Source organism: Streptomyces sp. NBC_01689, from assembly GCF_036250675.1.
In the GTDB taxonomy this organism is placed as follows: domain Bacteria; phylum Actinomycetota; class Actinomycetes; order Streptomycetales; family Streptomycetaceae; genus Streptomyces.
Map to the genome: position 1 here is coordinate 8,368,837 of NZ_CP109592.1, position 25,176 is coordinate 8,394,012.

Consider the following 25,176-nt stretch of genomic DNA (forward strand, 5'->3'; position numbering starts at 1 on the left):
AGATACAGGTGCGAGTACGGGCGTGGGCGCGGGCATGGGTGCGGACACCGGTACGGATGCCGCCGCCGAGCACGGCATCACACGCGACACCGCACAGGGCACCGCGCGCGACGCCGCGTATGGCACCGGGTACGACGCCGACGAGCAGGCCGACTCCGTGCCCGCCGCCGCGACCCCCGACGTGGACGGTCTGGCCTCCGCGATCGCCGAGGCGGCCGGCCCCCTCGTCCCCGGAGGACTGCTGTCGCCGGACAGCGACTTCTTCGACGCCGGGGGCACTTCCGTCGGAGCCGTGGAACTCGTCGCGGCGCTGGAGGAGACCCTGGGCATGGAGCTGGACCTCGACGAGGTCTTCGCCGACGCCCGGCCGCGGAGCCTCGCCGAGCGCTGGCTGCGGACTGTGGGGACGGCGTGCACCACGGGGACCGCGGCGCCCAGCTCCACACCACCGGTCCAGGGCGCCCGCCCCGCGCCACCCGGGACAGCACCCCGGGCCGCACGGACCGGCACGACGACCGTCTCCCGGACCGCCGCCGGGGACACGGCGCCCCTCGTGCCTTTCCCGGCCTCCCCACCCGCCCCGGGACCATCCGCCCTGTCCTCCTCACCATCCTCGTCCCCCACGGCCCGGTCCGAGGACCTGGACCAGATCCTGGCCGACCTCGCGCTCGCCGACCGGCTGCCCTGGACCGGATCGCCCGAGCCGCTGCCGCCCCGCCGGATCCTGCTCACCGGCGCCACCGGCTTCCTCGGCGGCCATCTGCTCCTCGACCTGCTCCGACACAGCGAGGCCCGGGTGTACTGCCTCGTCCGGGCCGCCGACGAGGAGGCGGCCTCGGCCCGCCTCGGCGCGGCGCTGAAGAACCACCGGCTGCCCTGGTCGTCGGAGATCCGCCGCCGCGTCACGGTGCTGCCCGGCGACATCAGGCACCCGCGCCTCGGCCTGTCGGAGGAGCTCTGGAACACGCTCGCCCACGAGCTGGACAGCGTGGTCGGAGTGGCGGCGGCGGTGGACTTCCTGCGCGGCTACCGGTCGCTGCGGCAGAGCAACGTCCTCGGCGCTCTCACCCTGGCCGAACTCGCCGCGTCCGGCCGGCCGAAGCCGCTGCACCACATCTCCTCGATCGCGGTCTTCAACGAGGTCGGCATCACCGCGATGGGAGAGGACGACCCCCTCGCCCATGTGGACCGCCTCGTGGCGGGATACGACCAGACGAAATGGGCCGCCGAGGTCGCGCTGCGCCGGGCGCGCGACCACGGGCTGGTCGTCACCGCGCTGCGTCCCGGCGGCATCGGCGGTCACACGAGGACCGGTGCCTACAACCCGCAGGACCTCAGCAGCGGTCTCCTCTCGGCCTTCGGCCGCTTCCGCACCGTACCCGCCTTCCGCCACCTGAACTCGGCGCCGGTGGACTGGGTGAGCCGGGTCGCCGCCGCCGTCGTCTGCGAACCGGAGGCCTGGGGCCACGACTACCACCTGACCGGGGTGCCCAACACCCTGGACGATGTCGTGCGGGACATGGCGTTCGGCGGCCTGCACGTGCGCGTACAGGACTGGGACGAGTGGCGCGCCGACGTCCTGTCCCGCCTCGACGCCGATCCGGTTCCGGAACTCGGTTTCCTGACCCGGGTGTTGCGCAGCCCCACGGCCCTCAGGCTGTGCGAGGCCACGCTGACGGGACCGGCGGCCACCGGTGAGCGCACCGCCGCGCTCGTCGAGGCTCTCGGCCTGCGGCCTCCGGCCCGTTACGACTCCCGTGCACAGCTGAGGACGTTCGAGCGTCTCGCGGAGGACGGCCTGGCCAGGCTGCCCCACAGGGACGACCAGCCCTATCTGTGGTTCTCCGAGACGACCGAGGGCTCCGTGGTACCGGTCGGGGCGCCCGCCGAACCGTCCCGTCCCTGCTCGACGGCGCTGACCCTCTCCATCGCGAGCATGCACCAACTCGTCAGGGAGCGGCGGGTGGACGTCCGTGGCGAGCTGGTGTGCGGTGCCGTCCATCCCGAACCGCTGACCGTGGTGCGCGGCGACGTCTGGGTCCGCCCCGAGGAGGGCATTCCGCGCCGGCACGGTGACGACCACCGACTCCTGCGCTACCGGCTGCTGTTGCGTGACACGGACGGAGGCCGCTGGTGGCTGGAGGGCCACAAGCACGCACGCGCCCGCCGTGACGTGTGGCGGCAGACCCGCGCCCTGCGCGTCGAGATCGGCCCGGAGGGTGAACCCGCTCTTCTCACAGGCGAGTTGGTCGTTCCCGCGGACAGTTATGTGCGCGACCAGATCGACGGCATCGAGGTCGATCCACGGCTGACCGCCCGGGAGCAGCGGGCCGCCAAGCTGACCTGGCTCGCCTGGTTCGGCCTGGAGATGGGCCGCGGACTCGCCGGGCCGTTCGCCAGGGCCGCCGCCGACCTCCTCGACCTCCGCCGCACCCCGACCCCCTCGGAGCGCCACCGATGATCCGCAGAACCGCCGCCTCCCGCACCCGGCAGCCGGCCCGCGCCCTCCGGACGGCGCGGGTTCCGCACCCCCTCCGCCACCGCCTCGACCCGGCGCGGGTCGAGGAGATCCCCTTCACCACCTCGGACGGTGTACGCCTCGCGCTCACCCGCGTCGACAGCGGCGAACGCGACCGGCCCGCCGTGCTGCTCCTGCACGGGCACACCGCGTCCGCCGACATGTTCCTGCTCCCCGAGACCCGCAACCTCGTCGACGTCCTCCTCGACGACGGCTACGAGCCCTGGCTGCTCGACTGGCGCGGCAGCCGCCGCTTTCCGTACAACGAGACCGGCGGCCGGTACACCTACGACGACGTCGCCCTGTACGACGTTCCCGAAGCCGTCTCCCGGATTCGTGAACGCATCGGCGGGCGGCCGCTGTTCGTGGTCGCGCACTGCGTGGGCTCCCTCACTCTGTCGCTGAGCATGGCGGCGGGGCTGGTGCCCGGACTCGCCGGCGTCGTCTCCCAGGGGGTGTTCCTGACCCCGAAGCTCGCGGGGCGCACCTCGCTGCGCATGACGGTGGCGGGCGAACTGCTGCGCAACCGCGTCGACCACATCCCCGTCGACTTCCGGAAGGTGGGCCTGCGGTCGCGGTACACACCCCTGTTCGCGCTCGCCTCGCGCGGCGCGGCCTGCCCGGACCCGACCTGCCAGATCCTCCACAACTCGGCCTGGGGGTCGGGAGCCTCGCTCTTCGTGCACGAGAACCTGTCGGACGCCACCCACGACCGGCTCGCCGAACTCCTGGGTCCCGCGCCCCTGTGGATCCTGCCGCACTTGCGCCGCATCGAGCTGGCGCGCACCGTCGTCCGCTGGCACGACACCGACCACCGGTACCGGGCGCTGCCGCCCAACGCCCTGGACGCGGCGGCCCGCATCGACACCGCGGTCCTGCTGCTCTCCGGCAGCGAGAACGGACTCTGGCTGGACTCGCAGCGGCTCTGCCACGAGGTGCTGGCACACCGCGAGCCCCAACTGGACGTCTCGTACACCGAGATCCCCGGCTACGGGCATCTGGACACCTTCCTGGGCCGGGGCGCCGCACTGGACGTGTTCGGGCACATCCTCGAATTCCTCGGCGAACAACGGTGACGGCGGCCCGTGCGGCCGGATACCGTACCGGTCAGTAACCGGACCGCACCCAGGAGGCCCCATGCCGCAGCTCGATGTCGACGGCGCCGCGCTGACGTACGACGACGAGGGCCCCCGCGACGGCGACGGCGTTCCCCTGGTCTTCCTCCACGGGTGGACGGCCGACCGGCGGCGCTGGGACCACCAGATGGCGCACTTCGCCGAGAAGAGACGGGTGGTCCGGCTGGATCTGCGCGGGCACGGGGAGAGCGGGGGGTCGGGCGTCCGGACCATCGCGGAGCTGGCGACGGACGTCCTCGCCGTCCTCGACCATCTGAAGATCGAGCGGTTCGTGCTGGTCGGTCACTCCATGGGCGGGATGATCGCCCAGACCATCGCCCTCGGCCACCCCGAGCGGGTCGAACGCATGGTCCTGGTCAGCTCGATCAGCAGGATGACCTACAGCCGGGGGCGGGGCCTGCTCATGGCGGCGTCGACCCTGGTGCCGTTCAAGCTGTTCGTCGCCACCAACATCCAGCGTGCCTTCGCGCCGGGCCATCCGCGCGAGGAGATCAGGGAGTACGTGCGCAGCTCGGCGGACACCCCGCGTGAAGTCGTCATGACGCTGTACGGCGCCATGCGGGCCTTCGACGTCCTCGACCGGCTCGGTGAGATCCGCACCCCCACCCTCCTCGTCCACGGCTACTACGACATCCAGCTGCCCGTCGCGCAGATGCTCCGGATGGCCAAGGCCTACCCGGACGCGGTGGTGCGGATCCTGGACGCGGGCCACGAACTGCCGGTGGAGAAGCCGGCGGAACTCACCGCCGCGCTCGACGGGTTCCTGACCGACCGGGCCGCCGCGCGACCGTGAACCGCCCGACCCCTGCCCGCCGTCGTGGACGGGCGGCGGCTCAGGGGACCCGGTAGACCCCCTCGGGTTCGTCGTGCGCCATCGCGGCGTACTCCTCGAAACCGAGATTGCCGATGCTCAGATTCGCGTGGATGTCGTGGACGCCGGCGGGGACGGTGCGAAAGGCGCGTCCGTACTCGACGAGCCGCCGGTGGTCCTCGTCGTCCTCGCACTCCTCCCTCGTCAGGGTGGTGACGGCGAGCAGGGCGTGGTGCGCGGCCCGCATGGTGGTCCCGTCGGCGAGGAAGACGACCGGCAGGTTCTCGTCGGCGCGGACCGCGGCGACCACGTCGTCGACGCCGGCCTCCGCCCAGGCCGGATCGTCGACGAGGTGGAGGCCCGCCGTGTACTGCCCGTCTTCTCCGGGCGCCCACGGCTCCGCCAGGGCCGTCGTCACGGCCCGCCAGGACACGTCGTCGTGATAGTCCGTCCTGACGACCAGCGCATCGAATTCGTCCCGGCCGACGACGGCGGGCAACGCGTTCATGGAACGTTCTCCTCGGTGGCTGAGGTGGCTGAGGTGGCTGAGGTGGCTGAGGTGGCTGAGGTGGCTGAGGTGAGGCGTCCGGTCGACGGTACGACGCGGACGGCGCCGCACCGGGCAGTCGGGGCCGTGACGTCCGCCGGAGCTTCGGCACCCGCCGATGCCTGCGGCCAGCGACGGCGTCAGGAAACCCGAACCGGCACCGGCACCGGAACCGGAGCCTCGCCACCCGCCGGGCGGGAGGTCACGGGATGCGGCACGGCACGACACCGTCCGGGGGCTCCTACGGCAGTGTGGCGGGCGGCGCGTCGTCGGTGAGCTCCTCCAGCACCGCGAACTCCGCCAGCAGCGTCCCGGCGCTCGCCACGTCGCTCGTCAGGGAGCGGTCCTGCATCGCCGGACTCAGCACCGCGGCGGCCCGGGCGTAGGCGCGTCCCGCGACGGTCAGCGGGTCGGGAACCGTGCCGCGCTGGCGCAGGGCCCGTACGGCGGCCACCAGTTCGCAGCCCAGGACCAGCCGGTACGCGTCGGTGAGCCGGAGCGTCTTGCGGGCCGCCTGGGTGGCGAAGCTCGCCGCCTCCTCCGTCCCCTGGGAGAGCACCACGTGCCCGAGTGCGGCCGGCGTGGCACACGTCTGGACCTCGGCGACCGCGGCCGCCGCGCCGTATTCGAGGATCATCATTCCCGAGCCCGCCGATGCCTCGTCGGCCAAGTAGGAGCGCAGTCCCGTCAGTTCGGGACGGCCGAGCCCGGAGAGCCGGGCGGCGGAGAGCCGGGCCGTGCCCAGGACGGCGAGACAGACCCCGTCGAGCGCCAGCGCGAGCGGGCCGGCGAAGAATCCGCCGTGGTGGTGGGCGACCGGGGCGACCCCGGCCGCGTCCCAGCCGATCAGGGGATTCTCCACCGCGGAGTTGAGGTCGACGGCGAGCACCCCCTCCAGGGTGCTCCACGCCTCCGACGCCGGACCGTGGGCCTGGGGGAAGCAGCGGAAGCCGAACGGGTCCTGGACGCGCGGGGACGGCGGCCAGGGCGTCCGCGCGGTGCCGAGGAGCCGGCGAACGCGCGCGGCGGCCCGCTGCGTGGGCGGATGCGGGTGCGCGAGGTGGACCTCGGGCGCGTACGCCTCCAGGGACGCGTCGATCGCGCACAGGGACAGGGCCGCCACCACATGGGCGGCGCGCAACAGGGCGCCGAGGTCGTGACAGGCCAGCGCGGACTGGCCCAGGGTGAGGGCGTTGCTGCTCAACAGGGGCAGCGCGTCGCCGCGTTCGATCCGCAGCGGCTCGGGGAGCGGCTGCCCGGACTCCGCCCGGTCGTGCTCCCACGGGCCGTGTCCGAACAGCGCCAGTCCGAGTTCGGCCAGCGCGGTCAGATCCCCGGTGCCCACCGACCCGTACTCGCTGACCGGTGGATGCACGCCGGTCCGCAGGGCGTCCAGCAGCGTCGTGGCGACCGCGGGGCGCAACCCCGAGCCGCCGGCGAGCAGTTGGTTGGCGCGCACCGCCATCATCGCGCGTACCTGTCGCACCGGCAGCCGTTCCCCGATGCCGCCCGCGTGGCTGAGCAGCAGTCGGAGGTCGTGACCGTCGCCGTCGTGCTCCTCGACGGCGACACCGCGGTGCGCTCCCACGCCGGTGGTGCGTCCGTAGGCCCGGGTGCCCTCCGCCGTCAGTGCCCGGGCGGCCCGGTGCGCACGCGCCATCCGCTCCAGTGCGGCCGGGGGCACGGTGCCGGGCGGGACGCCGTCGGCGATCCGGGTCACCGTGCGCGAATCCAGGCCCCGGCCGTCGAGTGCGACGGCGCCGGGCGCGTCGGTCAACGGCGCGACGCCGGCGCGCGGATCGGCGGGGGATGTCCCGGCGGTGCGCTCGAGCATGACGGAGGTTCTCCTCGACGACAGGACCCCGGGCTCCCCCCACCCGAGGTGCCGGACGGCGGGCCGGAGCGGATCACCGCTCCGGCCGGCACGCGTCCGTCAGGACAGTCCGGCGGACGACAGCCACTGCTTGGCGACGTCCAGCGGGTCCTTGTTGTCGTTCTGCACCTGGGCGTTGAGGTCGACCAGGGCGTCCGTGTCGAGCTTCGCGGACACGGCGTTGAGTGCGGCGACGCCCTCGGAGGTGAGCCCGCTCTTGTAGGCGAGCGGAGTGACGTTCTCGAAACCGAAGAGATTCTTCGAGTCCTGGAGAACGACGAACTTGTTCTTGCTGATTCCGGGGTCGGTCGAGAAGATGTCCGCCGCCTGGATGTTGTTGCCCTTGAGCGCGGCGACGGTCAGCGGGCCACCCGCGTCCAGGGCCTTGAACGACTTGAAATTCAGGCCGTATTCGGTCTTCAGGCCGACCAGTCCCTGCTTACGGGTCTGGAACTCCGGGGAACCGCCGATGACCATGTCCTTCGCCGCGTCGGCGAGGTCGGCGATGGTCGACTTCTCGGTGAGGCTGTACTTCTTGGCCGTGGCCTCGTTCACCGCGACCGCGTCCTTGTCCTGGGCCTCGGAGGGCTCCAGGAGCGTCAGCTTGGCGTCGAGACCGGCGGTGATGGCCTTCGAGGTCTCCTCGACGGTCGTCGGAGCCGCCTTGGCGTCCAGGTAGGCCAGCAGGGCGCCGTTGTATTCGGGCAGCACGGTGATCGTGCCGTTCTTGATCAGACCGTAGGTCGTCTCGCGGCTGCCGATGTTGAGCTTGTAACTGACCTTGATGCCCTTGGCCTTCAGGGCCTCGCCGTAGATGTCGGCGATCAGGATGCTCTCGGGGAAGTTGTTGGAGCCGACCACCACCGTACCGCCCTTGGCGGTGTCACCCTTCAGCGGGTCCTTGCCGTCGGAGCTCTTGTCGGAGGAACCGCAGCCCGTGAGGGCGGCCGCGGCCACAACCAGCAGGGAAACAGCATACGTTGCGGTCGTTCGGGTGCTTCTGGCGTGGGTCACGTTGGTCATCCAGACTTGTGCATGGGGGTCGGAAGGCGTGGCGTGTAGTCGATCCAATCGAGCGCGGTAACGCACCGTCAAGACACGAATAGATCACCGATGGAGACCAGGCGGCTTCACCGCGTGTGCGCAACTCGATCGAAACGGCGGCGAATCAGACGTATCGCCGTGTCACTTTTTGGTTGATCATGGCCGTACTCTTGCGGCAACCGCTAATGTTGGCCGAGTCGGGGGACATGGTTCCACTTGCTCGGCCCGAGCGTGCTGACACGACCCGTTCACGCAGCCCGGGCTGCGGGCTTCCAATTGGGAATGAAGTCAAGGAGGTTTGGTGCCCGCGCACAGGAAAGCCGCCCGGGGGCCGCAGACCACGGCTCCCCGAATAGGCCGGACGCCCTCCCTCCTCGACCGTTGGCCTTTCCGACGGAAACTCAACGTCCTGGTCATTGTTCCGTTGGCCGTTGTTTCCGCGATGATCGCTTACATCGTCTATTCCGAGATGGACTCGGCCCGTTCGGCGGCGGCGACGGCCCGTCTCGTACGGGACAGCGCGCAAGTCACCAAACTCATCGACGGCGTTCAGACCGAACACCGGCAGGCGCTCCTGGTCTCCCTGCGCCACGAGGCCGCCCGCCCTGGCGACAAGGCGCCCGACACGTCCGCCTTCCTGGACGCGCAGCAGAAGGTCAGCGCCCAGGCCGAGGCCGTGCGGGCCACCTACGGCGACCGGCTTCCCGAGGCCGAGGCCCAGGCGCTCAAGGAGTTGGAGGGCCTCGACAGCCTCCGCAAGACCATCGAGCAGGGCCCGATCCCCGCCGACAACATCGACCCGGCGTACGGATCGGTGATCGAAGGCCTCATCAACGGTCTCGGACTGGGCCAGTCGGGCGGCGAGTCCTCGGAGTCCGCCGGCAACCTGCTCGACGCGCTGCTGCGCGCCGACACCGCCCACGCGTCCTTCGAGACCAGCGTCTTCGCGGCCCGTACCCGCGACGCCAACGCGCTCATCGAGTACACCGGAGCCGTCGGCGACTACGAGCAGTACACCTACCAGGCCGAACGTTTCACCCGGTTCGCCAGCCAGGAGCAGGGCGCCCGGCTCGCCGCGATCGAGCACAGCGCCTACCAGAGCGTCATCGCCCAGCACTACGCGGCGCTCCAGGTCGACCCCAGTGGTCTGGTCGCCGAGACCCCGGGGCAGTTGCGCACCGCGCTGCAGGACGCGCTGACCGCCGACCCGACCTACGAACGCCAGGCCCAGAACCGGCTGAAGATCACCGAGTCGCTCATCGGCGAGATCGCCGCCGACACCCAGAAGGCGTCCGACGACGCCTGGTGGCAGGTGCTCTGGCTGGTGGCCGCCGACCTCGCCGCCTTCGCGGCCTGGATCCTCTTCTCGGTGCTCGTGCGCCGCTCCGTGGTCCGCACCGTACGCACCCTCACCCAGGCCGCCCAGCACGTGGCCGCCGCGGCCGAGACCGAGCTCGCCCGGGTCGCGGACGACGACTCCGAGGACGCGGGCCCGCCGCGCCTCGAAGCCGTCCCCGTGCCGGTCCGCGACGAGATCGGCGAACTGGCCGAAGCCTTCAACCAGGTGCAGGTCACCGCGAGTGCGCTGCTGGAACGCCAGGTCGTCAGCCGCCGCAACATCGCCGAGATGTTCGGCAACGTCGGCCACCGCGTCAGCAATCTGACGGCGCGCCAGCTGGCCCTGATCGACTCCGTGGAACGCGGTGAGACCGACCCCGAGGTACTGGACCGGCTCTACCGCATCGACCACATCGCCGTCCGTCTCCAGCGCAACGCCGACAGCCTGATGCTGCTCGCCGGCATCCGGGAGACGGGTCTCAACTCCGGTCCCATGCGGCTCAGCAACATCGTCCGCGCCGCGCTCGGGCAGATCGAGGGCTATCAGCGCGTCACCCCGCACGCCGAGGGCGACGTCACCGTCGCTCCCGACATCGTCGGCGACCTGACCCTGATGCTCGCCGAACTCCTGGAGAACGCGGTGACGTTCTCCCCCGCGTCCAGCAGTGTCGAGGTGGTCCTCAGGCCCCGGCACGGCTCCGGCGGCGGTGCCCTGATCGAGATCATCGACCACGGGCTCGGGATGAGCCCCGAGCGGCTGGAGGAGGAGAACGCCCGCCTGATCCGCCGTGAACGGCTCGACCTGGCCCCCACCGAGGTCCTCGGCCTCTTCGTGGTCGGTGGTCTCTCCCGTCGCTGGGGCATCGAGGTCGTCCTCACCCGCACGCCGGGAGGCGGGGTCACCGCCACCGTCGCGGTGCCCGCCTCCCAGCTGCTGCTGGCCGACCCCACGGGAGCCGCGACCCGGGCCCCGCACATCCTGCCGCCGCCGCGCCGCTCGGGCCTGACCGAACCACGCCCCGGCGTCGTCGACCCCGAGCCGGGGCCCTCGTCCCTGCCCCGCAGGGTCCCCGCCCGCAACCGTGTCGCGGAGTCCCCCGGTCATGGTGGCCGACAGGAGCCGGTGGCCGAGGGCGGGACGGGCTACGGCGCCCCCGGCGCGACCCGGCCCCGGCCGGGTGCCGCCCCGGCCGCCGAGGCACCGGCACGTCCGGGGCCCGGGGCCCACGACGGCGCGGGACACGGTGCCGGCGGCGCCGGTCCGGTACGACAGCGCGGCACCGGCGCCGTCGGCGGACTCGGACTGCCGCCCCGGACGGCGGGCGGTGGCCTCCGGCTGCCGCCCCGCACACCGGGCCGTGGCGGCGAGGAACCGCCCCGCACCGCGGGCGGTGGTCCCGGACAGCCGCCCCGCACGGCGGACGGCGTTCCCGGACAGCCGTCGCGCGCCGCCGGCGCGGGACACGGCCCGGGCCCGGCTCCGGCCGGTGACGCTCCGGTCCGTCCGGCCGAGGGTGGTGCCGGCCCGCTGCGGCGCCGCGTGCGCGGTGCGACCCTGCAGTCCACCACGGCGTCGACCCGGCTGCCCAGGCAGCCCGTCGCCCACCCCAACCCGCGCCCCTCCGCCTGGCAGACCGCCGACGCGGAAGCGGCGCGTTCGGAGATCGACGAGTTCGAGGAGGCCGTCCTGCGGGCCGAGCGCGAGAGCGCGGCCGGGTACCCAGGCGGCGGCGGACCGGCCCGTTCAGGGGGCCGGCCCGACACCTCGACCGAACACCGCACAGAGAACAACAGACCCACATTCCCGGAAGGCATGAGCAAGTGACCATGTGGACAGGCGGGCCGGAGTCCGCGGCCGTGGAACCGGCGACGGACGTGAAGACCGCCGCCGCCGACTTCAATTGGCTGCTCAATCGTTTCGCCACCGAGACGGCCGGAGTCGTCGACGTGATCGGAGTGTCCTCCGACGGCCTGCTGATCGCGGTGTCCCAACTGCGTGGCAAGGCGGACTCGGAGCGGCTCGCGGCCATCGTCTCCGGGATCACCAGCCTCGCCATGGGAGCGTCGGGCAACTACGGCCTCGGCGGGCTCAACAAGGTCATCATCGACCTGGAGGAGGGCCACGTCCTGGTCTCCGCGCTGGGCGCGGGCGCGGTGCTCGGCGTGGTCGCCTCCAAGGAGGCGAAGCTCGGGAACATCGCGTACGAGATGACCCTCTTCGCCAACCGCGCGGGCGCCGCCCTGAGTCCGCAACTGGTCATGGAACTCAAGAACACCGTGGGGATCGCGCCGACCCGTTGAGGGTCGGCGGGGGCGTCGCGAAGGCCGCGACGACCCGCGAGGTGAAGGGTGAGGACGTGATGACGGCCGGCGAGCCATCAGCCGCCGACGACGGCGCGTGGGGTGTGGAACCCCCCGCGTCGGTCGTCCGGCCATTCCTGCTGACCGCGGGACGGATCGCCGGAGGCGACAGCCTGGTGCCGCCGATCCCGATCGAGACACAGGTCGTCGCGACCGAACTCGGTCTGGCCACGCTGGAGGCCTTCGTCTTCGACCAGCACCGCGACATCATCACGGTCTGCCGCCAGCCGCAGTCACTGGCGGAGATCGCGGCGAAGCTGCGGATGCATTTGAATGTGATCAGGGTGCTCGCTGACGATCTGCGCGCCGACGGTCAACTGGCCTTGTACGCACCGCAGGCCGAATCCGCGCGCGACGCCACCGTATTGCGAAGGGTTATCGATGGTCTCCGAGCTATCCCCGACTCCCGGGGCGCGATCCGTGAGCGCTGACTCCGAGGCGTCCCGGCCGCCCATGCCGGTCAAGATGGTCATCGCGGGCGGCTTCGGCGTCGGCAAGACCACCACGGTGGGCGCCATCTCCGAAATCGAGCCGCTCACCACCGAGGCGTCCATCACCTCGGTTGCCGCGGGCATCGACGACCTGTCCCACACCCCGGAGAAGATGACGACCACCGTCGCCATGGACTTCGGGTGCGTCACGCTGGACCCGACGCTGAAGCTCTACCTGTTCGGCACGCCCGGCCAGGAACGTTTCGGCTTCATGTGGGACGACCTCGTCGAGGGCGCCCTCGGCGGGCTCGTCATCGTCGACACCCGCCGGCTCGACGACTGCTACGCGGCCGTCGACTACTTCGAGCACCGCGAGATCCCGTTCGCGGTGGCCGTCAACGCCTTCGACGGCAAGGTCGAGCACGATCTGAACGACGTACGGTGGGCGCTCGACGTCGGCGAACACGTGCCGTTGACCGTGTTCGACGCGCGCGAGCGCGGATCGGTCCGGGACGCGCTCCTCGTCGTCCTCGAACACGCCCTGGCGACGGCGGAGAGGTGACCGCCGGGAACTGACCGCACGGCAAAGGGGGGACGGGCCCGGCCCGTCCCCCCTTCCCGCGTTCTCCCGTTGTGCCTCAGGCCGTACGGCGCCTGCGCACCCCGGGGGAGACCGCGACCCGGGTGATGCCCCAGAAGAGCACGAGCACGAGCAGCGCCAGCACCGCGGTGAGCGCGGCACCGCCCGCCACCTTCTCGTAGTTGCGCTGGTAGAGACCGTCCAGGATGTAGCGGCCGACCCCGCCCAGACTCACGTAGGCCGCGATCGTCGCCGTCGACACGATCTGGATCGCCGCCGAGCGCAGGCCGCTCAGGATCAGCGGCAGCGCCGCGGGCACCTCGACCTGGAACAGGATCTTCCGCTCCGCCATGCCCATGCCCCGGGCGGCGTCGACGGGGGACGGGTCCACCGTGCGGATCGCCTCGTAGGTGGTGATGAGGATCGGGGGGATCGCCAGCACCACGAGCGGGATCATCACAGGCACGATGCCGAGCCCCAGCCACACGAACATCAGCACCAGCAGACCGAACGTGGGCAGGGCGCGGGCGCCCGCCGACACGAAGGCGAGCGCGTTGCCGCCACGGCCGGTGTGCCCGGTGACCAGGCCGATCGGCAGCCCGACGGCCGCGGCGATGGCGAGCGCCCCGGCCGTGTACTGCACGTGCTCCCACACACGCTGCGGAATGCCGTCGTAGCCGTGCCAGTGGGACCCGTCGCTGAAGAAGGACTGCATGAAGTTCAGTACGTTCACGAGACGCTCTCCGGTGTACGGGTGGGGCCCGGGATCGTGGTCGTGGCGCGCCCGGCCCTGCGGGACGAGGGCGGCTGCCAGGGGGTGAGCACCCGCTGGAGCAGCACGAGCAGGGCGTCGACCAGCACCGCGAGGACGGCGGTGGTGACCACCGAGTTCACCGCGAGCAGCGGGCGGTGGTAGAGCATCGCCGTGGTCAGCAGATTGCCCAGCGCCCCCTGGTTGCCGATCAGTGATCCGACGCTGACCAGACTGATGCTGGAGGCGGTCGCCACCCGCAGTCCGGCCATGATCGCCGGTACGGCGATGGGCAGTTGGACCTGGAGGTAGCGGCGCACGGTGCCGATGCCCATCGCGGCCGCGGCCGCGTTCGTCTCCTCGGGGACCGAGCGGACACCGTCGACGACCGCCGGCACGATCACCACCAGGCTGTACAGGCACAGCGGGATCATGACGGTGGTGCGGCTCAGCCCCGTGTAGTCGATGAGCACCACGAAGAAGGCGATCGACGGGATCGCGTACAGCACCGTGGTGGTCCACAGCACCGGCGGATAGATCCACCCGAAACGCACACAGAGCAGTCCGACCGGCAACGCCAGCAGGAGGCCGACGAGCACCGGGACCAGCGCCTCCAGCATGTGCCCGCCGATCAGACCGGCATAGCTGCTCTGGAGGTCGCTCGGGATGTCGAAGAAACCGTTCATCGAACGACCTTCGCGGGGGCGGACTCCTGCGGGGCGTCCGCCGCGCGCCGCTGCCGGGCCGCGCGGATCGCCGCGGCGACGGTCTCCTGGCCGGCGAGCCCGAGCACGCGTCCGGAGGCGTCCACGCCGACCGCCTGGCCCGTGGGCGACAGCACCGCCCGGTCCAGCGCGACCCGGAGCGAGTCCCGGCCCACCTCGAAGCCCTGCCCGTACGGTTCCAGGCTCTGCACCTCGCCGGACCACACCGTCAAGTCGGCCCAGCCCAGCGGCTTTCCGTCGGCGTCGGTGACCAGCACCGGCGCCTGGGCGGCCGGTTGCCCGGCGAGCTGCCGCCAGTCGCTGCCGACGGGGAAGACCTGGGAGCGGTCGAGCGCGAGATCGCGCGTGGACAGGAACGACAGACCGCGGATGCCCCGGTCACCGCCGAGGAACTCCTCGACGAACGCGTCGGCGGGCGCCGACAACAGCTCGTCGGGGGCCGCGAACTGGGCGAGTTTCCCGCCGGTGCGCAGCACGGCGACCCGGTCGCCGACCGTGATCGCCTCGTCCATGTCGTGCGTGACGAACACGATGGCCTTGCCCAGCTCGCCCTGGATGCGCAGCAACTCCTCCTGCAGACCGCGGCGGACGACCGGGTCGACCGCGGAGAAGGGCTCGTCCATCAGCAGGATCGGCGGGTCCGCCGCCAGCGCGCGGGCGACACCGACGCGCTGCTGCTGACCGCCGGAGAGCTGGTACGGGTAGCGGCGGGCCATGCCCGGGTCGAGCCCGACCCGTTCCATCAGCTCCGCCGCCCGGTCGCGGGCCCGCTGCTTGGTCCAGCCGAGCAGCCGCGGCACCGTGGCGATGTTGTCGAGGATGGTCCGGTGCTGGAAGAGACCGGCGTTCTGGATGACGTAACCCATGGACTGACGCAGGGCGTTGACCGGCCGCCGCGTGATGTCCTCGCCGTCGACCCGGATCGTGCCGCTGCTGGGCTCGACCATGCGGTTGATCATGCGCAACGTGGTGGTCTTGCCGCACCCCGACGGTCCGACGAGCACGGTGATGGAGTGGTTCGGTATCTCTAGGGACAGGCGATCGACGGCCACCGTGCCGTCGGCATATCGCTTGCTGACATCTTCGATGGCTATCAAGCGTCGAAACCCTTCGGGACGGCTGTGATCGGACGTGACCGGATCACGTGCACGAGGGTGCGTAGTCTAGCCAGTTGACGCGTACCTCCGGTCACCCCAGGGGGGTCCACCGTGCTGTGACGCCCAGGTGGAGCGCGCGGCGGCGCGCGAGCGGCCGCGCCCGGCGCGCTCTCCACCGGGCGGGTGACCTCAGGGCGTGGCGGCGGAGCACGACCGCGGGCGCCGGTGAGACTGTCGCCCTCACGCCCGCCGCCCGGGGACGCAGTCCCTGCCACAGCCCGGAGAGACCTCGTGCGATTCCCCTTCCACCGGGCCGCGCTGGCCGGCGCCGCCGTTCTCGTCGTGTCGACGACCGCCCCGACCGCGCCCGCCGTCGCGGACGACACGGTCGCCGACCCGGCGCGCTATGTGAACCCCTTCGTCGGCACCGCGCCCGGAGGGGCCGATTTCGGCCACGGCGGGGGCGCCGGCAACACCTTCCCCGGAGCGACGGCGCCGCTCGGCGGGGTGCAGTGGAGCCCGGACACGGTGACCTACCAGCACGGCGGCTACGCGTACGGGGACAACCGGATCAGAGGGTTCAGCCTCACGCACATCTCCGGAGCCGGGTGCAAGGACTACGGCAACGTGCCCTTCATGCCGTCGCTCGACGGCGACACGACCGGCCGGGCCACCTTCTCGCACTCCCACGAGCAGGCGTCGCCCGGCGACTACCGGGTCACGTTCGACAACGGCATCCGTACCGAACTCGCCGTCACCCAGCGCTCCGGCGTCGCCCGCTTCACCTACCCGGCCACCGCCGGCCGGCCCGCCGCGCTGAGCGTCGACGCGGGCAAGGCCTTCAACGCGGCCACCGGAAGCGTAGACATCGGCACCGACACGCTGTCCGGCTTCACGGACAGCGGCGGATTCTGCAAGTCGCGCAACCGCTACCGGCTCCACTTCCACGCCACGTTCGACCATCCCTTCGCCCGCGCCGTCCACCCGGACGGCAGGCCGGGCGCGGCCCTGGTGACCTTCGGCCCCGGCGTGCGCACGGTGACCGTCCGGGTCGGCGTCTCGTTCGTCGACGTCGGGGGCGCGCTCCGCAACCTCACGGCCGAGCAGCGGGGGCGCCCGTACGACGAGGTCCGCAGGGCCGCCCGCGCCCGCTGGAACGACTGGCTCGGACGCATCGCCGTCGGAGGCGGCACCGAGACACAGCGCCGCGTCTTCTACACCGCCCTGTACCACGCGCTCCTGCACCCCAGCGTGTTCAGCGACACCGACGGCCGGTACCCCGGCACGGACGGCGCCGTGCACCGCGCCCGGGCCGGACACGCCCAGTACGCGGACTTCTCCGGGTGGGACGTCTACCGCTCACAGGTCCAGCTGGTCGCCCTGCTGGCGCCCGCGGAGGCCTCCGACATCGCGCAGTCCGTCCTCGACCAGGGGCTCCAGGCCGGTTACTTCGACCGCTGGACCCTCGCGAACGGCGGCACCGGCGTCATGGTCGGCGATCCGCTGCCGGTGATCGCCTCGGCCGTACACGCCTTCGGTGCCACCGACTTCGACGCCCGGGGTCTGCTGCGCGCCGCCATGGCGGGCCGCGAGGACGACCGCCAGCGGCCCGGACACCGGCAGTACGACACCCTCGGCTACGTGCCCGCGGGTGCCAAGGGCGTGTGGGGTCCGGCGGCCACCACCCTCGAATACGCCGTCAGCGACTACGCGTTGGCCCAGCTCGCGGGCCGGCTCGGTGACACCGCCGCCCACCGCACCCTGCTGAAGGCCTCCGGGAACTGGCGCAACCTCTTCAACCCGGCGACCGGCTACCTCCAGCCGCGTGCCGCCGACGGCAGCTGGCCGCCCTTCACTCCCGCGCAGACCACCGACTACGTGGAGGGCAACGCCGCCCAGTACACCTGGATGGTGCCGCACGACCTGCCCGGCCTGTTCCGGCTGATGGGCGGGAACGCGGCGGTCACCGGCCGCCTCGACACCTTCTTCACCCGGCTCAACGCGGGCGGCGGCGAGCCGTACGCCTACCTGGGCAACGAGCCCTCGTTCGGCACCCCTTGGGCGTACGACTACGCGGGCCGCCCCGACCGCGCCCGGGACACCGTGCGCCGCGCCCTGGCCACCCTGTTCGCCGACCGTCCGGACGGTCTCGTGGGCAACGACGACCTCGGCGCGATGTCCTCCTGGGCGGTCTGGGCCGCCCTGGGGATGTACCCGCAGACGCCCGGCACCGGACAACTGGCCCTGGCGGAGCCCCTCTTCCGGACCGTCACGCTGCACCGGCCCGGCGGTCCGAGGATCGCGATCACCGCACCGGCGGCCTCGGCCACCAGCGTCGACCTGAGCACGCTGACCCGCACGGCGGACGCGCGCAAGGGTTCCTGACCGGCACGGCGGGCGGCTGAGCGCGCCACGGATGCGTACCGCGGCACCGCGGTGGCACCGCGGTTCCGTGCGCGGCCCCGCGGTTCCGGAGCGGCGCCCCGGCGGGCGGGGTCACTTCTTGACGGCTCGCAGCACCACGAACTTGGCGTCGCTGGCCATGAGTTCACTGTTGCCGAACAGCCGCCGCAGCTTCAGGTGGTAGCCGAGATGACGGTTCCCGATCACCCACAGCTCGCCCCCCGGCCGCAGCGCGCGCCGCGCGCCCGTGAACATCCGCCAGGCCGTGGCGTCCGTCGTCGCCTGATGCGAATGGAACGGCGGGTTGTTCACGACGAGGTCGACACCCTCCGCCGGGATGCCGGTCAGCCCGTCGCCGACCCGGAACTCCGCGCGGCCTGCTGCGTTCGCCTCGTACGTCTCCCGCGCGGAGGCCACCGCCTGGTACGACTCGTCGGCGAACAGCACCTCCGCAGCCGGGTCGGCCAGCGCGATCGCCGTCCCCACCACCCCGTTGCCGCAGCCCAGATCCACGACGCGCTCGGCGCCGCGGACGCGCGGCAGATGCTGGAGCAGGAACCGGGTGCCGATGTCGAGACGGTCCGCGCAGAACACCCCCGCGTGGTTGGTCACGGTGCGGCCGGAGACCGCGCCGACACCCTCGGGCAGCTGGTAGCGGTACGGCCAGGGGTTGACTCCCCGTGCCGTCCCGCGGAGCGGGGTGCAGAAGATCAGCCGGGCCTTCTTGTCGGCCAGTGAGGTGCGGGTCGGGCCGAGGACACGTTCGAAGAGACGCAGCGTCGAGGTGTGGATCTCCTTGACCATGCCCGTACCGACGACGACGGTGCCCTCGTGCACACCGGGCGCCAGCCGGTGCAGCTGGTCCTCCAGCAGGGCGAGGCTCTTCGGCACCCGGACGAGGAGTACGTCGATCCGGCCGGGCGGCGTGTCCTGGGTGGTGAGCAGCCGCACCGAGTCCGTCGCGGCTCCGTTGCGGACCAGGTTCGCCCGGGTCGCCTCCTGGGTGAGGTACGAGTCGGTGATCTGCGTCGGTCGGTGCTCCGACAGCGCCGTGGTGAGCGCGCCCCAGCGGTCCCCGACCACCACGACCGTCCCGGACAGCGCGGTTCCGCTCTCCGCGAGGTGCCGCAGCAGATACGTGTCGGCGGCGTCCCAGGCACGCAGCTGGTCGCGGGGGTCCTCGGGGAATCGGGTCAGCGCGTACTCGGCCCAGGGTGTGGTCATCCGGTCGTTCATCGTGGCTCCAGGCTAGCCGAGCGCGGCCCCTTCCCCTGGCCGGCGGCCCTCGCAGTCCGGATCGGACCGTTCCGGGACGTGGATCGGCCGGGGGAGCGGCCCGGACGATGCGTGATGATGGTTTCCATGGACGGCGAGCTGTTTCCCCGGACCGGGCGGGAGGTCGCGCCGGGCGCGGTGCACCTGCCCGACTGGCTGGGCGGGGACCTCGCGCGGGAGCTGCTGGAGGCGTGCCGGGACTGGGCCCGCCCACCCGCGGGACTGCGTACGGTCCGCACTCCCGGCGGCGGCACGATGACCTCACGCCAGGTGTGCCTCGGCTGGCACTGGTACCCGTACCGGTACGCGCGCACCGCCGTCGACGGCGACGGCAGCCCCGTGAAGCCCTTCCCGGCCTGGCTGGACGAACTGGGGCGGCGCGCGGCCTCGGACGCGCTCGGTGCCGACGCGGCGACGGCGGCCTACGACATCGCGCTGATCAACTTCTACGGCGCGGACGCCCGCATGGGCATGCACCGCGACGGCGACGAGCGGTCGGACGCACCGGTGGTGTCCCTGAGCCTCGGCGACACCTGCGTCTTCCGGTTCGGGAACACCGAGTCGCGGACGAGGCCCTACGTGGACGTGGAACTGCGCAGCGGAGACCTGTTCGTGTTCGGCGGGGCGTCCCGGCTGGCCTACCACGGCGTACCCCGGGTGTACGCCGGCACGGCCCCGCCGGAACTCGGCCTGACCGGGCGGCTGAACATCACCCTCCGGGTGAGCGGCTTCGCCGCCGGGCGGGCACCGTGGGTGAGTGACGGGTGAGCGGAACGTCACGCCGGAGGTGAGCGTTTCCAGGCGGCCGGACGGGTCACCGTACGAGCGGATCATGGGAGACTCGCCCTCATGAACGGCAAGGCGGGCCCCCGGGTGGCGGGGGAAGGGAACACACGGACGAGGCTGGACCGGGGGCGCGGCGCGCTCGGGCCGGCGCTCGAACTCGTGCACACCGGACGTGCGCCGACGCGTGCCGTGCTCACCGCCGAGCTGGGGGTGACCCGGGCGACCGCGGGCGCGGTGGCCGCGGAACTGGAGGCGCTCGGGCTGATCCGGGTCGACGCGCGTCCAGGTGCGGCGGCGGGTTCGCAGGGCCGGCCCTCGCACCGTCTCGAAGTCGCCGAGGGCGGTCCGGTCGCACTCGCCGCGCAGGTGCACGCCGACGGCTTCCGGGCCGCGCTGGTCGGACTCGGCGGACGGATCGTCGCCACCGCGCCCGGCTGCGAGACCGTCGACGCCGATCCGGCGAAGGTGCTCGGCTCGGTCGTCGAGGCGGGCGCCGAACTGCTGCGCGCGACCGGACGGCGCTGCGTGGGCGCCGGACTCGCCGTGCCGTCCGCCGTCGCCGAACCCGACGGACTCGCCCTCAACCCCCTGCATCTGGCCTGGCCCGCGGGAGCCCCGGTCCGGCAGATCTTCGCCGAGCGGGTGCGCGCGGCGGGCATCCAGGGGCCGGCCTTCGCGGCCAACGACGTCAACCTCGCCGCCCTCGCCGAACATCGGCACGGAGCGGGCCGGGGCTCGCGCGACCTGCTCTGCGTCGCCACCGGACACCGGGGCGTCGGCGGCGCGCTGGTGCTCGACGGCCGTCTGCACACGGGCAGTTCGGGCCTCGCCCTCGAAGTGGGCCACCTCACCGTCAACCCCGAGGGCCGCCCCTGCCACTGTGGCAGCCGCGGCTGCCTGGACGTGGAGGCCGACCCCCTGGCGTTCCTCACGGCGGCGGGCCGCGACCCGGGCCCCGAGGTGTCCCTGCTGGAACAGTCCAACGACCTCATCCGCAACCACTACGCGGACCCGACCGTACGCTCGGTCACCGAGGCCCTGATCGACCGGCTGGGTCTCGGGCTCGCGGGACTGGTCAACATCCTCAACCCCGACCGGATCATCCTCGGCGGACTGCACCGCACCCTGCTCGACGCCGACCCGGAGCGGCTGCGCGCCGTGGTCGCCGACCGCAGCCTGTGGGGGCAGAGCGGCGGAGTCCCGATCCTCGCCTGCACGCTGGACCACAACAGCCTGGTGGGGGCTGCCGAGTTGGCGTGGCAACCGGTGCTGGACGATCCGCCGGGGGCACTGGCCCACGCCTGATCCGCCCCGGCGGCTCCCTCCGGCTCGGGCCGCCGGTGCCGTACCGCGACCCGCGCCGGGGCACCGGCGGCGGCGCCCCGCCTCGTGGGCAGGGCCCGTCCGGTGCCGCACCACCGGCCCTCTCACCGTCCGGCGAGCCCGCGAACCGCCCCTGTTCCCTGACCTGTTCAACGATGCCGGCCGGACGCCCGTGCGGCCGGTCGAAGGTCTTGTCGACGGACGCCCGCAGCTCGTCGTCGGCGATCACGCCCGGGTCCCTCGTCAGCCGTCCGGCCGGACAGCCACGCGGGATGTCGCGTTCGCGGCGCGGGTACTACGCCTCGACGCTCTCGTACGGTGTGCCCGGTGCGTCGAGCACCGCCTCGGCGCCCGCCCACAACTCCTCGCGGGCGGGGGCCGCGTCCGGACGGGGGGAAGCAGGCGGATCCGCCCTACGTACTCCCGCGGGGGTACGCGAACTGCCGCTGGCCGTAAGACGACCCGGGAGCACCTCGGGAGCGAGTCTCTGGGGGACACAGCAGATCCCCACGAGGAGATGACCCGACATGCAGACCCTGGCGAACTGGGACGGCGGCCCCGGGCCGTGGATCCTCTTCTTCCCGCTGGTCTGGGCGGCCGCCGTGATCGGCGTGGTGACCGTCCTGCGCCGTACCGCCTGGCGAGGCGGCCGGGGGCGGTGGCAGGGACGGGGCGGCCCCGGCCCGGCCGGAGCCCACCGGACGGGCGGCGACTCGCCGGTCGCCGTGCTCGGCCGCCGGTTCGCGGCCGGAGAGATCGACGAGGACGAGTACTGGCGCCGGCTCTCCGTCCTGGACGAGCAGTTCGGCCTCACGGGCAAGGGCGGAACGGCATGACCGCGGTGGCGACAAGGGCGGCCGCGGGCGTCACCGACGCGGTGAAGGTCCACGGCGTGGACGACACCGCCGTACGGGCCCTCGACGGGGTGAGCGTGAGCTTCCCCGCCGGGCGGTTCACCGCCGTCATGGGGCCCTCGGGCTCCGGAAAGTCCACGCTTCTGCACTGCGCGGCGGGCCTGGACACGCTCTCCTCCGGCACCGCCTTCATCGGCGACACCGACCTGAGCGCGCTCGACGACCGGCGCCTCACCCTGCTGCGCCGCGACCACGTGGGCTTCGTCTTCCAGGCGTTCAACCTGGTTCCGACGCTCACCGTCGCGGAGAACATCACCCTGCCGCTGGACCTCGCGGGGACCGAGGCGTCCCCCGAGTGGATCGACGCGCTCATCGACGTCGTAGGGCTGCGCGACCGGCTCCACCACCGCCCCGCCGAACTCTCCGGCGGACAGCAGCAACGCGTCGCCGTGGCACGGGCGTTCGCCGGCCGGCCCGACGTCGTCTTCGCCGACGAACCCACCGGGAACCTCGACTCCCTGGCCGGCGCCGAGGTCCTCGACCTGCTGGGCGACGCGGTCCGCCGGACGAACCGCACGGTGGTGATGGTCACCCACGACCCGGTGGCGGCGGCCCACGCCGACGAGGTCGTCTTCCTGGCCGACGGGCGCCTCGTGGACCGGATGCAAGCGCCGACCGCCGACAAGGTACTGGACCGCATGAAGGCCTTCGACACCAAGGGGACGGGCTCGTGAACGCCACGCTCCGCCTCAGCGCCGCGTCGCTGCGCGCCCACGGACGACGCTTCGCGGGCACGTTCGTGGCGGTGTTCCTGGGTGTCGCGTTCCTGGCCGGGACCCTGGTCATGGGCGACACCCTGCGGGCCGGTTTCGACACCATGTTCACCAGCGCGGCCGAGGGCACCGACGCGGTCGTCCGAGGCGCCGACACCATCACCACGCCCGGCGACGGCCAGGGCGTCCGGCGGCCCGTGGACATCGGCCTGGTGAAGACGGTCGCGAAGGCGCCCGGGGTGGCCGCCGCGGTGCCCGACATCGAGGGCACGGGCCAGCTCGTCGACGCGCACGGCAGACCCATCGGCGGGCAGGGCCCGCCCACCCTCGCGGGCAACTGGATCGAGGACCCCCGGCTCAACGCGTACCGGATCACCGAGGGCCGCGCGCCCACGAGGTCCGGAGAGGTCGTCATCAACCGGGGCGCCGCCGAGAAGGGCGGCCTGCGGATCGGTGACACGACGACGCTGCGCACCCCCGACCCCGTCCGGGTGACGATCGTGGGCCTCGCGACCTTCGGCGGCGCGGACGGGATGGCGCAGGTGACCTTCACCGGCATGACGCAGGCCGACGCCGAGAAGTACCTCACGGCGAAACCCGGCGAGGCGGCGGGTATCCGGGTGCGGGCGCTCCCCGGCGTCGGTCAGGAGAAGCTCGTCGCCGACCTGGCGCCCCTGCTGCCCGCCGGTGTCGAGGCGATCACCGGTGAGGCGTCGGCACAAGAGAACACCGACATGATCGCCAGCCGGTTCCTGACCCTTTTCACCACCTTCCTGCTCGTCTTCTCCGGCGTCGCCCTGCTCGTCGCGACCTTCTCCATCCACAACACCTTCGCGATCGTCGTCGCCCAACGCACCCGTGAGAACGCCCTGTTGCGGGCCCTCGGGGCCTCCCGGCGCCAGGTGACCGCCACCACCCTGGTGGAGGCGAGCGCCGTCGCGGTCATCGCTTCAGCGGCCGGCCTCGGGGGCGGCGTCGGTATCGCCGCCGGGCTGCAGGCGCTCTTCCCGGCCATCGGATTCCCCTTCCCGTCCGGGGACCTGGTGATCAGCGGCCTGTCGCTGCTGCTGCCCCTCGCGGTCGGCGTGCTGGTCTGTCTCGGTTCCGCGCTGCTGCCCGCCGTGCGCGCGGGCCGGACCGCCCCCCTGGCGGCGCTGCGGGAGACGGCCGTCGACCGGTCCGGGGCCTCACGGCCACGGGCCGCCGTGGGTGCCGGGCTGGCCGCGCTCGCGGCGGGGGCGACCCTGACCGGCGTGCTGGCGGGCCCCACCCTGTGGCTCGCGGGCCTCGGTGCCGTACTCGCCCTCGCCGCCTTCGTGGTCCTCGGTCCGGTCGCGTCCTCGACGGTGGTCCGTGTCCTCGGCGTCCCCCTCGACCGGCTGCGGGGTGTCACGGGCTCACTCGCCCGGCGCAACGCGCTGCGCAGCCCGGGACGGACCGCGGCCACCGCGAGCGCCCTGATGGTGGGGGTCGCCGTCGTCTCGCTCTTCACGGTCTTCGGCGCCTCGCTGAAGGCCACCATGGACCGCACGGTCTCCCGGTCGTTCGCCGGGGACGTCGCCGTGAGCACCCCGTCGTTCGGCGCCGGCGGCAGCGGCCTGAGCCCGGCGCTGGCCCCCGCGATCGCGCGGCAAGCCGCCGTGGAGTACGCCGTCGGGCTGGGCCGCGGGGTCGCCGAGGTCGACGGGAAGGGCCGTGCCCTGACCGTGACCGACCCGGTACTGCTCGGCAAGGTCTTCGATCTCGGCGCGGTGCGCGGCTCGCTGGCCCGCCTGGGGACCGACGGGATCGCCGTCACCAGGAGCGAGGCCGTCCGGCGGCACCTCACGACCGGGGACACCGCCCGGCTCGCCTTCACCGACGGCAGTCAGCGGGACTTCACCGTCCGTGCGGTGTACGGACGTTCGGAACTCGCGGGCGACTACGTCATCACCCGGGCCGCATGGGCCCCGCACCGCACCCAGGACGCCGACACGCTCGTCGCCGTCACCTTCAGGGACGGGGTGAGCACGGCCGACGGCAAGGCCGCGGTGCGGCAGGTGGCCGCCCGCTACGGCGACCCCGAGGTGCAGACCCGCGAGGAGTACGCGCGGTCCTCGGCCGGTGGGATCGACATGATGCTGACCCTGGTCTACGCGCTGCTCGCGCTCGCGGTGCTCATCGCGCTGCTCGGCATCGCCAACACGCTGACCCTCGCGGTCCATGAACGCACCCGGGAACTGGGCCTGTTGCGCGCGGTCGGACAGACCCGTGGGCAATTGCGTGCGATGGTCCGCTGGGAGTCGGTCCTCGTCGCGGCCTTCGGCACGGCGGGCGGGCTCGCCCTCGGTGCCTTCCTCGGCTGGGTGCTGGTGAAGGCGTCCGACGGCACGTCGGACAGCGCCTTCGTCTTCGCCGTCCCGCCGGCGCGGCTCCTCGTGGTGGCGCTGGTGGGCCTCGCTGCCGGAGCCCTCGCGGGCCTGCGTCCGGCACGGCGGGCGGCACGCCTGGACGTGCTGTGGGCCATCGGCACGGAGTGAGCCCCGGGGGGCCGTACGGCCCCCCGTTCCC

General features: G+C 72.7%; 20 protein-coding genes. 13 read left to right on the top strand and 7 right to left on the bottom strand.

Features of this window, described 5'->3' with window-relative positions; translation table 11 throughout:
* Window positions 1-34 precede the first annotated feature (34 nt).
* The 3 genes from OG776_RS35940 to OG776_RS35950 all read left to right on the top strand — a co-directional run bounded on the left by OG776_RS35940 (window position 35) and on the right by OG776_RS35950 (window position 4,447).
* Window positions 35-2,461 carry a thioester reductase domain-containing protein gene (locus tag OG776_RS35940; RefSeq protein ID WP_329323175.1) on the top strand — a complete coding sequence of 809 codons (2,427 nt, stop codon included), beginning with the start codon at window positions 35-37 and terminating at the stop codon, window positions 2,459-2,461.
* Window positions 2,458-3,594, top strand: a complete 1,137-nt coding sequence (locus OG776_RS35945) for an alpha/beta hydrolase (protein WP_148012815.1) — start codon at window positions 2,458-2,460, stop codon at window positions 3,592-3,594. Before OG776_RS35940 ends, OG776_RS35945 begins: the two co-directional genes overlap by 4 nt.
* A gap of 61 nt (window positions 3,595-3,655) precedes the next feature.
* Window positions 3,656-4,447: an alpha/beta fold hydrolase gene (locus OG776_RS35950; RefSeq protein WP_148012814.1), complete on the top strand. Its 792-nt coding sequence runs from the start codon at window positions 3,656-3,658 to the stop codon at window positions 4,445-4,447.
* Window positions 4,448-4,487: 40 nt separating this feature from the next.
* Here OG776_RS35950 and OG776_RS35955 read toward each other — a convergent pair whose 3' ends face one another.
* From OG776_RS35955 to OG776_RS35965, 3 genes are all read right to left on the bottom strand, one after another.
* The gene (locus tag OG776_RS35955; protein ID WP_148012813.1) at window positions 4,488-4,973 is read right to left on the bottom strand and encodes a DUF6924 domain-containing protein; all 486 of its coding nucleotides are present in this window, start codon (window positions 4,971-4,973) and stop codon (window positions 4,488-4,490) included.
* A 280-nt stretch (window positions 4,974-5,253) separates the two neighbouring features.
* Entirely contained in the window at window positions 5,254-6,846 is a 1,593-nt protein-coding gene (locus tag OG776_RS35960) for an aromatic amino acid ammonia-lyase (RefSeq protein ID WP_148012812.1), read from the bottom strand.
* Window positions 6,847-6,945: 99 nt separating this feature from the next.
* Complete coding sequence (locus OG776_RS35965) at window positions 6,946-7,908, bottom strand: ABC transporter substrate-binding protein (protein WP_148012811.1); 963 nt, start codon at window positions 7,906-7,908, stop codon at window positions 6,946-6,948.
* Window positions 7,909-8,371: 463 nt separating this feature from the next.
* On the opposite strand from OG776_RS35965, the gene OG776_RS35970 reads away from it, so the two are divergent.
* From OG776_RS35970 to OG776_RS35985, 4 genes are read left to right on the top strand one after another with little or no spacing between them, the layout of a single operon-like run.
* Window positions 8,372-11,092, top strand: a complete 2,721-nt coding sequence (locus OG776_RS35970) for an ATP-binding protein (RefSeq protein ID WP_148012810.1) — start codon at window positions 8,372-8,374, stop codon at window positions 11,090-11,092.
* Between the two features lie 2 nt (window positions 11,093-11,094).
* On the top strand, window positions 11,095-11,568 hold the full coding sequence (locus tag OG776_RS35975; protein ID WP_148012874.1) for a roadblock/LC7 domain-containing protein: 474 nt from the start codon (window positions 11,095-11,097) through the stop codon (window positions 11,566-11,568).
* A 59-nt stretch (window positions 11,569-11,627) separates the two neighbouring features.
* On the top strand, window positions 11,628-12,059 hold the full coding sequence (locus tag OG776_RS35980; RefSeq protein ID WP_148012873.1) for a DUF742 domain-containing protein: 432 nt from the start codon (window positions 11,628-11,630) through the stop codon (window positions 12,057-12,059).
* A complete protein-coding gene (locus tag OG776_RS35985; protein ID WP_148012809.1) occupies window positions 12,010-12,621 on the top strand; it encodes a GTP-binding protein in 612 nt (203 codons plus the stop codon). Before OG776_RS35980 ends, OG776_RS35985 begins: the two co-directional genes overlap by 50 nt.
* A 76-nt stretch (window positions 12,622-12,697) precedes the next feature.
* Here the strand turns inward: OG776_RS35985 and OG776_RS35990 are convergent, their stop codons facing one another.
* From OG776_RS35990 to OG776_RS36000, 3 genes are read right to left on the bottom strand one after another with little or no spacing between them, the layout of a single operon-like run.
* Window positions 12,698-13,372, bottom strand: coding sequence for an ABC transporter permease (locus tag OG776_RS35990; RefSeq protein WP_148012808.1), 675 nt, complete (start codon window positions 13,370-13,372; stop codon window positions 12,698-12,700).
* Window positions 13,369-14,076 (bottom strand): ABC transporter permease, encoded by a 708-nt coding sequence (locus OG776_RS35995; protein WP_148012807.1) that lies wholly within the window; start codon window positions 14,074-14,076, stop codon window positions 13,369-13,371. Before OG776_RS35995 ends, OG776_RS35990 begins: the two co-directional genes overlap by 4 nt.
* Window positions 14,073-15,212 carry an ABC transporter ATP-binding protein gene (locus tag OG776_RS36000; protein WP_148012806.1) on the bottom strand — a complete coding sequence of 380 codons (1,140 nt, stop codon included), beginning with the start codon at window positions 15,210-15,212 and terminating at the stop codon, window positions 14,073-14,075. Before OG776_RS36000 ends, OG776_RS35995 begins: the two co-directional genes overlap by 4 nt.
* 291 nt (window positions 15,213-15,503) lie before the next feature.
* On the opposite strand from OG776_RS36000, the gene OG776_RS36005 reads away from it, so the two are divergent.
* Complete coding sequence (locus OG776_RS36005) at window positions 15,504-17,597, top strand: GH92 family glycosyl hydrolase (RefSeq protein ID WP_148012805.1); 2,094 nt, start codon at window positions 15,504-15,506, stop codon at window positions 17,595-17,597.
* Between the two features lie 111 nt (window positions 17,598-17,708).
* Here OG776_RS36005 and OG776_RS36010 read toward each other — a convergent pair whose 3' ends face one another.
* Entirely contained in the window at window positions 17,709-18,851 is a 1,143-nt protein-coding gene (locus tag OG776_RS36010; RefSeq protein ID WP_187285925.1) for a methyltransferase, read from the bottom strand.
* 126 nt (window positions 18,852-18,977) lie between these two features.
* On the opposite strand from OG776_RS36010, the gene OG776_RS36015 reads away from it, so the two are divergent.
* The 5 genes from OG776_RS36015 (at window position 18,978) to OG776_RS36035 (ending at window position 25,145) form a co-directional block, all read left to right on the top strand.
* Window positions 18,978-19,658 carry an alpha-ketoglutarate-dependent dioxygenase AlkB family protein gene (locus tag OG776_RS36015; protein WP_148012803.1) on the top strand — a complete coding sequence of 227 codons (681 nt, stop codon included), beginning with the start codon at window positions 18,978-18,980 and terminating at the stop codon, window positions 19,656-19,658.
* 81 nt (window positions 19,659-19,739) lie between these two features.
* Complete coding sequence (locus OG776_RS36020) at window positions 19,740-20,981, top strand: ROK family protein (RefSeq protein ID WP_148012802.1); 1,242 nt, start codon at window positions 19,740-19,742, stop codon at window positions 20,979-20,981.
* A 545-nt stretch (window positions 20,982-21,526) separates the two neighbouring features.
* Window positions 21,527-21,835: an SHOCT domain-containing protein gene (locus OG776_RS36025; protein WP_148012801.1), complete on the top strand. Its 309-nt coding sequence runs from the start codon at window positions 21,527-21,529 to the stop codon at window positions 21,833-21,835.
* Entirely contained in the window at window positions 21,832-22,587 is a 756-nt protein-coding gene (locus OG776_RS36030) for an ABC transporter ATP-binding protein (protein WP_148012800.1), read from the top strand. The genes OG776_RS36025 and OG776_RS36030 overlap by 4 nt, the downstream gene beginning before the upstream one ends.
* Window positions 22,584-25,145, top strand: a complete 2,562-nt coding sequence (locus tag OG776_RS36035) for an ABC transporter permease (protein WP_148012799.1) — start codon at window positions 22,584-22,586, stop codon at window positions 25,143-25,145. Before OG776_RS36030 ends, OG776_RS36035 begins: the two co-directional genes overlap by 4 nt.
* Window positions 25,146-25,176: the final 31 nt, after the last annotated feature.

What these genes read in the sequence shown, in the direction of transcription:
- OG776_RS35975 (WP_148012874.1), top strand. Translation starts at nt 11,095, where the DNA reads ATGTGGACAGGCGGGCCGGAGTCCGCGGCCGTGGAACCGGCGACGGAC.
- OG776_RS35985 (WP_148012809.1), top strand. Translation starts at nt 12,010, where the DNA reads ATGGTCTCCGAGCTATCCCCGACTCCCGGGGCGCGATCCGTGAGCGCT.
- OG776_RS36030 (WP_148012800.1), top strand. Translation starts at nt 21,832, where the DNA reads ATGACCGCGGTGGCGACAAGGGCGGCCGCGGGCGTCACCGACGCGGTG.
- OG776_RS35980 (WP_148012873.1), top strand. Translation starts at nt 11,628, where the DNA reads ATGACGGCCGGCGAGCCATCAGCCGCCGACGACGGCGCGTGGGGTGTG.
- OG776_RS35960 (WP_148012812.1), bottom strand. Translation starts at nt 6,846, where the DNA reads ATGCTCGAGCGCACCGCCGGGACATCCCCCGCCGATCCGCGCGCCGGC.
- OG776_RS36010 (WP_187285925.1), bottom strand. Translation starts at nt 18,851, where the DNA reads ATGAACGACCGGATGACCACACCCTGGGCCGAGTACGCGCTGACCCGA.
- OG776_RS36025 (WP_148012801.1), top strand. Translation starts at nt 21,527, where the DNA reads ATGCAGACCCTGGCGAACTGGGACGGCGGCCCCGGGCCGTGGATCCTC.
- OG776_RS35970 (WP_148012810.1), top strand. Translation starts at nt 8,372, where the DNA reads ATGATCGCTTACATCGTCTATTCCGAGATGGACTCGGCCCGTTCGGCG.
- OG776_RS35940 (WP_329323175.1), top strand. Translation starts at nt 35, where the DNA reads ATGGGTGCGGACACCGGTACGGATGCCGCCGCCGAGCACGGCATCACA.
- OG776_RS35945 (WP_148012815.1), top strand. Translation starts at nt 2,458, where the DNA reads ATGATCCGCAGAACCGCCGCCTCCCGCACCCGGCAGCCGGCCCGCGCC.
- OG776_RS35950 (WP_148012814.1), top strand. Translation starts at nt 3,656, where the DNA reads ATGCCGCAGCTCGATGTCGACGGCGCCGCGCTGACGTACGACGACGAG.
- OG776_RS35965 (WP_148012811.1), bottom strand. Translation starts at nt 7,908, where the DNA reads ATGACCAACGTGACCCACGCCAGAAGCACCCGAACGACCGCAACGTAT.
- OG776_RS35955 (WP_148012813.1), bottom strand. Translation starts at nt 4,973, where the DNA reads ATGAACGCGTTGCCCGCCGTCGTCGGCCGGGACGAATTCGATGCGCTG.
- OG776_RS35995 (WP_148012807.1), bottom strand. Translation starts at nt 14,076, where the DNA reads ATGAACGGTTTCTTCGACATCCCGAGCGACCTCCAGAGCAGCTATGCC.
- OG776_RS36015 (WP_148012803.1), top strand. Translation starts at nt 18,978, where the DNA reads ATGGACGGCGAGCTGTTTCCCCGGACCGGGCGGGAGGTCGCGCCGGGC.
- OG776_RS36020 (WP_148012802.1), top strand. Translation starts at nt 19,740, where the DNA reads ATGAACGGCAAGGCGGGCCCCCGGGTGGCGGGGGAAGGGAACACACGG.